Annotated in this window: 10 protein-coding genes; 6 read left to right on the top strand and 4 right to left on the bottom strand. The window is 39.4% G+C overall.

The features are described 5' to 3' along the window. Window positions 1-396: 396 nt before the first annotated feature. Entirely contained in the window at window positions 397-2,412 is a 2,016-nt protein-coding gene (locus tag GBI66_RS18095) for a hypothetical protein (RefSeq protein ID WP_151717033.1), read from the top strand. Between the two features lie 234 nt (window positions 2,413-2,646). On the opposite strand, the gene GBI66_RS18090 is transcribed toward GBI66_RS18095, so the two are convergent. After that, window positions 2,647-2,982 carry a TIGR01244 family sulfur transferase gene (locus tag GBI66_RS18090; RefSeq protein ID WP_004804274.1) on the bottom strand — a complete coding sequence of 112 codons (336 nt, stop codon included), beginning with the start codon at window positions 2,980-2,982 and terminating at the stop codon, window positions 2,647-2,649. A gap of 122 nt (window positions 2,983-3,104) precedes the next feature. On the opposite strand from GBI66_RS18090, the gene GBI66_RS18085 reads away from it, so the two are divergent. Genes GBI66_RS18085 through GBI66_RS18070 form a run of 4 tightly spaced genes read left to right on the top strand, consistent with a single transcriptional unit; the run spans window position 3,105 to window position 5,385 of the window. Then, entirely contained in the window at window positions 3,105-4,001 is an 897-nt protein-coding gene (locus GBI66_RS18085; protein WP_005185016.1) for an alpha/beta hydrolase, read from the top strand. After that, window positions 4,002-4,439, top strand: coding sequence for a thioredoxin TrxC (gene trxC, locus GBI66_RS18080; RefSeq protein WP_004804277.1), 438 nt, complete (start codon window positions 4,002-4,004; stop codon window positions 4,437-4,439). A 1-nt stretch (window position 4,440) separates the two neighbouring features. Further along, a complete protein-coding gene (locus GBI66_RS18075) occupies window positions 4,441-4,857 on the top strand; it encodes an acyl-CoA thioesterase (protein ID WP_004804279.1) in 417 nt (138 codons plus the stop codon). Between the two features lie 48 nt (window positions 4,858-4,905). Beyond that, complete coding sequence (locus GBI66_RS18070; RefSeq protein ID WP_151717032.1) at window positions 4,906-5,385, top strand: GAF domain-containing protein; 480 nt, start codon at window positions 4,906-4,908, stop codon at window positions 5,383-5,385. 54 nt (window positions 5,386-5,439) lie between these two features. Here the strand turns inward: GBI66_RS18070 and GBI66_RS18065 are convergent, their stop codons facing one another. The 3 genes from GBI66_RS18065 to GBI66_RS18055 all read right to left on the bottom strand — a co-directional run bounded on the left by GBI66_RS18065 (window position 5,440) and on the right by GBI66_RS18055 (window position 7,008). Beyond that, the gene (locus GBI66_RS18065; RefSeq protein ID WP_151717031.1) at window positions 5,440-5,934 is read right to left on the bottom strand and encodes an ester cyclase; all 495 of its coding nucleotides are present in this window, start codon (window positions 5,932-5,934) and stop codon (window positions 5,440-5,442) included. 76 nt (window positions 5,935-6,010) lie between these two features. Beyond that, a complete protein-coding gene (locus tag GBI66_RS18060; RefSeq protein ID WP_004804285.1) occupies window positions 6,011-6,505 on the bottom strand; it encodes a DUF4442 domain-containing protein in 495 nt (164 codons plus the stop codon). A 14-nt stretch (window positions 6,506-6,519) separates the two neighbouring features. Beyond that, window positions 6,520-7,008 (bottom strand): YajQ family cyclic di-GMP-binding protein, encoded by a 489-nt coding sequence (locus tag GBI66_RS18055; RefSeq protein ID WP_004655922.1) that lies wholly within the window; start codon window positions 7,006-7,008, stop codon window positions 6,520-6,522. Window positions 7,009-7,098: 90 nt separating this feature from the next. Between GBI66_RS18055 and GBI66_RS18050 the strand changes: the two genes are divergently transcribed. Continuing rightward, window positions 7,099-7,413: a rhodanese-like domain-containing protein gene (locus tag GBI66_RS18050; RefSeq protein ID WP_004804287.1), complete on the top strand. Its 315-nt coding sequence runs from the start codon at window positions 7,099-7,101 to the stop codon at window positions 7,411-7,413. The last annotated feature ends 33 nt before the right edge of the window (window positions 7,414-7,446 follow it).

The following is a 7,446-nucleotide window of genomic DNA, read 5'->3' as shown; positions in this document are numbered from 1 at the left end:
CCGAACTCAGAAGTGAAACCTCTTAGCGCTGATGGTAGTGTGGCACTTGCCATGTGAGAGTAAGTCATCGCCAGCTTTTAAATATCAAACACCCCAATCTCGAGAGAGGTTGGGGTGTTTTTTATTGCATGGGGGAAATGAAATAGACTCAGCTTTTATTTAATCATGTTTTAATTTAGATCGACTTGAAATTTATTCTATTCATTATTTATTTGTTAAAACTTATAGAAAATATCTCTATTTAATAAAATAGTTTGATTGAGTTCACTTTAATATTCTTTACTTGAAGATAAACTTTATTTACACAAAATCTATATTATGATTACATTAGACATATTTTTATAATGAAAAATCCTATTCCATTTGGGGATTTGATCGGGGTTAAAAGGAATGATTATGAATAGAAAACAACTTACCTTAAAGTTGTCTGCAATCACTGTTTCTGTATTATTGGCGAGCTGCGGCGGTGGTGGCGGTGGGTACTATGGATCAACAGGTGATAATAGTTCCTCTGGTGGAAATAATAATGGTTCTTCTGGTGGCAATGGACAAACTCCTGTTACCGCAGTGAATATTACAAATATTACTCTGTATGATGCGAATAATATCGTAACAACCTCAATTACTGCTGCAGGTGTAACTGCTAAAGTTAAAGTGACAGATGCCTCAGGAAAAGGGATTAATGGGGCAGTTGTTAGTTTTACTGGTGAAGCTGTTACTTTTGGCACGACAAACGGTGCGGTACTTACAAATGCTGATGGCGAAGCAAGTATTTCGATAAAGCCGCAAGATTTAAATGCGACAGGTGCATATCAGCTTTCTGCGACAACAAGCTTTAATGGTACAACAGCTACGACGAAGCCATATAATTTTGTTTTACAAGCTGCAAATATTGTTTTAGTTGGGATGGCTGCTGCCGCAACTCAATTAGAATCAGGAGCATCTACGAATATTACCTTGAAGACACAAGATTCAAGTACGAAGGCTAATCAGAATAATGTAACTGTAAGCTTCAGTGCAACATGTGGAATCTTTGAGCCAGCAAGTGTTGTTTCGTCAAATCAAGGGGATGTGACAACCTCTTATAAAGCAATTGGAGGTGATGGTAAACTATGTGAAGGTCAGCAGACTATTCGAGCATCAGGTTCAAATATTCCAGAGTCAAAAGTTGATGTGAATATTGCTGCGATCGAAGCTAATTCTTTAAAATATACAACATCAAGTCCAGTTAATTTAGGTATTAGAAGTAGTGGTACCGCTGCATCAGGCCAAATTGAATTTACTTTATATGCAAATGGAACGCCTGCTGCAAATAAAGATGTAAATATAGAGCTAGTTCGAGCTCCGGAAGATTTAAGCTTCATCTCTTTAGGTAATCAAAATCCGAAAACTGTCAAAAGTGATCCGAATGGTAAAGTTGTTGTTACATTATATCCAGGTGATAAACCAGGGCCTGTCGAGATCAAAGCAACTCTAGCTTCTAATATTGCTGTTTCAGCATTATCTAAAAATGTTTCTGTATCAACAGGGCGCACAACTCAAGATGGCTTTAGTCTATCCGTGAGTAAAAATGCATTGCAAAATAAAGTCGATGGTGATAGCGCAACTATTAATGTCATGTTAAGAGATCGTACGGGCAATCCTGTACCTAATGGAACTGTGGTGAGTTTTATTAGCGAAGGTGGAGTCGTTACTCCGAATTGTTCAACAAGCAATGGTCGTTGTGCGGTCACTTTATCGGTTCAAGACCCACGTCCTTTAGACAACCGTGTTAGCGTTTTAGCTTATGTTGAAGGGGATAAGAGCTTTACTGATTTAGACGGTGATAACCTTTATACTAAAGGGGTAGATAAGCTTCTGAGCAATATTGGTAGCTTCTTCCGTGATGATAATGAAAATAATCAATATGATAATAACTATGGCATTGGAGAGTTTCTTTACAACCGAAAAATTGTAGGTAATAAGGCGGCTTGTGCATCTTCTACGTTCAGTCAGCCAAATATTGCTGATACTTGTGATGATAATTTAGATTCTATTCTACGTCAGCAATTAGTGTTTGCATTCTCAGAAAATACAGCAACATTTACAAATGTTAGTGCAAATAATGGCTTATTATCTTTTGGCCTATATGGGAATAGCATGCAAAGTGTACCTATGCCAACAGGTTCCACTGTAAGTGTAACACCTGAGGATAATACTCAAAATAATAATTTATCTTGCACCGCTGAATTGGTACAAGGTAGCTCTCCTGTGGCTAGTGTATTCAATCTTATGACACCAGTGACTTTTAAAAATAGTACTCAAGCTGTTTATGGTTATCGTTTGAAAGGATGTGCTGTAGGCGATATTTTCAAAGTATCTGTGGCTGCTCCAGATGGTAAGGTTTCAACAATTTTTGTTAACTATCAATAGTTATCTATTTAAAAAAATGGGAAACAGCACTTCGGTGCTGTTTTTTTATAGGGCTGTACCCACACTCACTGTTGCTGTCGGGCGAACTTGCAAAGAACTACATGCTGAAAGTGAGATGAGGCATAAAACAATAATGGCAAGTTTGTACATGGTTCTTTATCTTGTGAAAAAGAGCCATCATCTTATAAATAAAATGGTTTAACTATTTTGATCAGGTAATGAAATGTAATGAATTTAATCGTCCAGTAAATCCATTTGTTTAGCAATCTGATATAAATTATTTGAACGGTTACCGGTACGACAGAACATCAAAATTGGTTTTGGTAATTCATTATAATGATTGGCGAATGTACGGACATCAAGTTCAGTGATTTGCCCAGCAACAACCGGTTGATAGACATAATCTAACCCTGCACTGCGTGCAGATTCTTCGATTTGGGCACTTGTAGGTTGTTCAGGACCACCTTCCAGATCTGGACGGTTATTAATAATCGATTTAAATCCTTTTTCAACCACTTGCTCTACGTGCTCAGGGCCGATTTGACCTGCAAAACCAACATTCTCTGTCATCTTGTCACTCCAAAAACAAACAAAACATTTTATGCTCTATCATAGCATTAAGCTCGATCTTGAGTTTAAATGTCTATAGTAAATAAGTGATGATAATTAAAAGATAAGGCAATGGAGCGCGCATGCATACCTATACAGTTGAGCCGTTGTATGTTGCAAGTGGTGATGAAACCATCGCTGCGGATTTCTATCTACCTAAAACCAATACCAAAGCTGCCGTGATTATCATGGCGCATGGCTTTGCGGGTTTGCGTCAATTTAAACTGGTTCAATATGCACAGCGTTTTGCCCAAGCAGGCTATGCAGTCATTTTATTTGATTATCGCTATTGGGGCGGCAGTACAGGGAAACCACGGGAATTGGTTTCACTCAGTGCCCAGCTTGATGACTGGAAAACCATTGTTCAATATGCTTCGAATTGCAAGTTGATCGATAGTCGACGGATTATTTTATGGGGAACCTCGCTTAGTGGTGGATATGCCTTAAGTCTGGCAACAGACCTGAAAAACATTCAGGCGGTCATGGTACAAGTCCCCTATGTTGATGGGGCTGAGACGGCCAAGCTTTACCCTTTGCAACGTTATCCAGAAGCATTAAAGCGTTCCAGTCAGGATTATATGGGCTCTAAGATGGGCTTGGCACCTAAAACCTTACCTGTGGTCGATCAATATCGGCTGTGTTTCCTACCGACCTCAGATAGTTACTACGGATATCACTCGATTGTAAATCCAGATTACTACTGGAGTGGGGAAGTCCCTGCGCGGGTTTTCTTTAATCTAATGCGTTATCGACCAATCCAGTTTGTTCGTAAGATTAATATCCCTGTTTTATTTATTGCAGCGAAGCATGACACTTTGATTCCAATCGAATCGAGTCGGGAAGCTGCGACCAACATTGCGCCATTTGTGAGCTATCATGAGTGGGAAATGAAACATTTTGATGTTTATCATGGTTCTTGGTTTGAAAAAGCAGTCACAACCCAATTAGAATTTTTACATCAACATATTGGAGTGATGTAGATGATTATTGTCTGTGCATCATGTGGTGCAAAAAATCGTGTACCCGAAGAAAAATTGGCAGTTCAGCCGAATTGTGGTCAATGCCATAAAGCGTTATTGCCTTTAGAGCCGATTGAACTAAATGAACAAAATTTCAGTAACTTCATCAGCAATTCAGATCTGCCTGTACTGATCGATCTATGGGCTGAATGGTGTGGACCTTGTAAAATGATGGCACCTCACTTTGCTCAGGTCGCCAAGCAAAATCCATATGTGGTTTTTGCCAAAATTGATACTGAAGCCAATCCACGTTTAAGTGCTGCATTTAATGTGCGTAGTATTCCGACTTTGGTCTTGATGAATAAAACTACGGAATTGGCGAGAATCAGCGGGGCATTACGTGCACCCGAGTTACAACAATGGCTAGACCAGCAATTACAGCAACATCAAGGACATTAACATGAGTGAACGCCCAAATCATCCTGAAGGGATTCTATCTCTACAAAACATTGCCATGCCTGCGGATACCAATTGGAGTGGTGATGTTTTTGGAGGTTGGATTGTTTCTCAGATGGATTTAGCTGGAGCGATTCATGTTGAACGTTTTAGTAAAGGTCGTTGTGCAACGATTGCGATTAATCAAATGACCTTCCTGGTGCCTGTCAAAGTGGGCAATGTGATTAGTTGCTATACCAAAATTCTGAAAGTTGGCGGTAGCTCGGTGCAGGTTCAAATCGAGGTGTGGAATAGTCATGATGATTCCCGTGAACCAGTGCGTATTACCGAAGGCGTATTCACCTTTGTCGCGGTGGATGTAAATGGTAAGAAACGTTTGATCTCAGAAGAGATTAAACAGGCATTTGCAGCAACATTATAAGCTTCAACAAGTGAGTAGTTTGGCAATACTTTTCATTGGAATATAAGCATGGCAGAAGAATTAGTTTTACAGCAAGGTCATAAAGCTGAGCAATATCAAAGCATCATTCCACAGATTCAAGCGATTGTTGAAGATGAGTCAGATGTGATTGCCAATCTTGCCAATATCTGCGCAGCGTTAAAACAGCAGTTTGGCTGGCTTTGGATTGGCTTTTATCTAGTCAAAGACAATGAATTGGTTTTAGGACCATTTCAAGGCCCAATCGCCTGTACCCGTATAGCTAAAGGTCGCGGCGTATGTGGAGCAGCATGGCAACAGCAACAAGTGATTGTCGTGCCTGATGTAGATCAGTTCCCAGGACATATTGCCTGTAGTTCTGCTTCAAGATCGGAAATTGTTTTGCCGATTATGAAGGAAGGGGAATGTGTGGGCGTGTTGGATGTCGATAGTGATGAACTGAATCAATTTGATCAGATTGATGCAGAATATTTGCAAGAGCTGATGCTGATCATTGAAAAATTTATTTAAGTATTTAAAAAATAAAGCCCAAATCAGTTTGGGCTTTATTTTTTTGTGTGCTGTTTAGAACATGGTATTGGAATTCTGGCTCTTTTCAGGAATATTTTGTATCACATCCCAATGCTCTACAATTTTTCCATTTTCTACACGGAATATATCAATAATCGCTCGACCTCGATCGCTGTCATTCTCTGTAGAATGCACATGCAGGACGACTAAATCTCCTTCAGCAATTGCTTTCTTGATGACATTCTTTGCCTGAGGGTTATTGCTAAATTTTTGGCTAAAGAAGTTTACAAAAGGTGCCTTACCGTCAGGTACATTTGGATTATGTTGAATATATTGATCCCCAATATAACGATCGGCATATTGTTTCACTTGGTGTTTCAAGAAAACACCTTCATAAAAATCAGTGACAATTTTCTTGTTTTGTTCAGCTAAAGAAGTGATCTGTTTTGAGAGCGTTGGAGCTGAAGAATCAGCAGCGAGTGCTTGAGCAGAATATGTCGCGAGATTAAGCGCAATAAAAAAATGAGAAAGCAGAAGTATTTTTTTCATTTTTAGCATCAGAACACAAAGAGTGATCTTTGCATCCTGATGCTAATACTGCCACTAGAATAGTCTAGGTCAGTTATTATTTTTTACGTTTTGGTAACCAAGCCCAAAGCATTTGGCATTGGATTGGTTCATTACCTGAATCATCAATCACGGTCACCGGCACCAATAGCTCGCCTTTATCATTATCCGCAATAAACTTTTGTTGATCTGCTGATAATGTTGCAGTTGCTGTTAAACCGCCTTGAGCAACTTTTAAATAGTCAACATGTAATGATTTGATCAACAAAATCCGATCATCTGGTACATGTAAACCGGTTAAAAAGCCCGTTGCCGTTTCGGACAATAAAGCCATCGCAGCAGCATGAACGCCTTTAATATGATTTTGCATATTGCGTTGGTTTTCAATGCGAACAGTGACGTGGTCTTTATCCACTTCTAAATAGCGAATATTTGCTGTTCCAACCATCGGAACCACACGACCAAAAGCTTTGCTCCAGAGCGTGCTACGGATTCCTTTCGGAAATTTAGAAGTGGTTTTAACCAGCTTATAAAGGCGGTTATCTTTTGCCATAGTGAACCTATTGCTTAATCTTTGAAATTATTAAATTGCAGTGGCAGACCAAATTGTTGTTCACGTAAAAAGTTCATGACTTGTTGCAAAGTATCGCGCTTTTTATCCGTGACACGGATTTTGTCTCCTTGGATAGAAGATTGCGCTTTGATGCCACTTTCTTTAATGGCTTTATTAATTTTTTTTGCAGTATCTGAGTCAAGTCCATCTTTCAGCTTGATCACTTGCACCACATTTTTACCAGAAGCAGTCGCTTTTTGCGGATCTAAAGCTTGTACATCAATTTTACGTTTATAGAAGTGATTTTCAAGCATGGTATAAACTTGCTCACATTGGAAATCGCTTTCAGTTGAGATTTTGATTTCTTTATTTTTCTCATTTAACTCAATTGAAACGTCTTGTCCACGAAAGTCAAAACGTGTTGCGATCTCTTTTTCTGTATTTTGTACAGCGTGATTAACTTCAAATAACTCTAATTCAGAAACAATATCAAAAGAAGGCATGGTTAGACCTTTACAAAGGGAAAGAATATTTGAGATGCTAAGGGGGTTTTCTTCATTTGCCAAGTGTTGTTTACATCAAAGGAGTGCACAATGATCCGTAAACAAGAAATTACAACATTTGAGTTCCCAGAAGGCGCTGTCATCTGGGATGTCCGAGATACCAAAGCGTATACAGAGGCTCATGTTAAAGGGGCGGTGAATCGTCCAATTACTGATATCACTGCGGATAGTTTGACTCAAGTTGCAGCGGATCAGCCGATTTATATTTTATGTGGTGGCGGAAGTAAAGCACCGCGTGCAGCAGAGCTGTTAGACGGTATGGATGGTTCTCGTGAATATGTTGTGTTAATGGGTGGCACACGCGCAGCGCGTGATGCAGGCTTGCCTTTAGAACAAGGCGCTTAAAGCACTCAAAAGATTGGCCAAAATACAGCTGTA

It is taken from the genome of Acinetobacter sp. TUM15071, assembly GCF_008980925.1.
In the GTDB taxonomy this organism is placed as follows: domain Bacteria; phylum Pseudomonadota; class Gammaproteobacteria; order Pseudomonadales; family Moraxellaceae; genus Acinetobacter; species Acinetobacter dispersus.
Note: the sequence above shows the minus strand (reverse complement) of the source record. Positions and strands in the feature narration are given on the sequence as shown.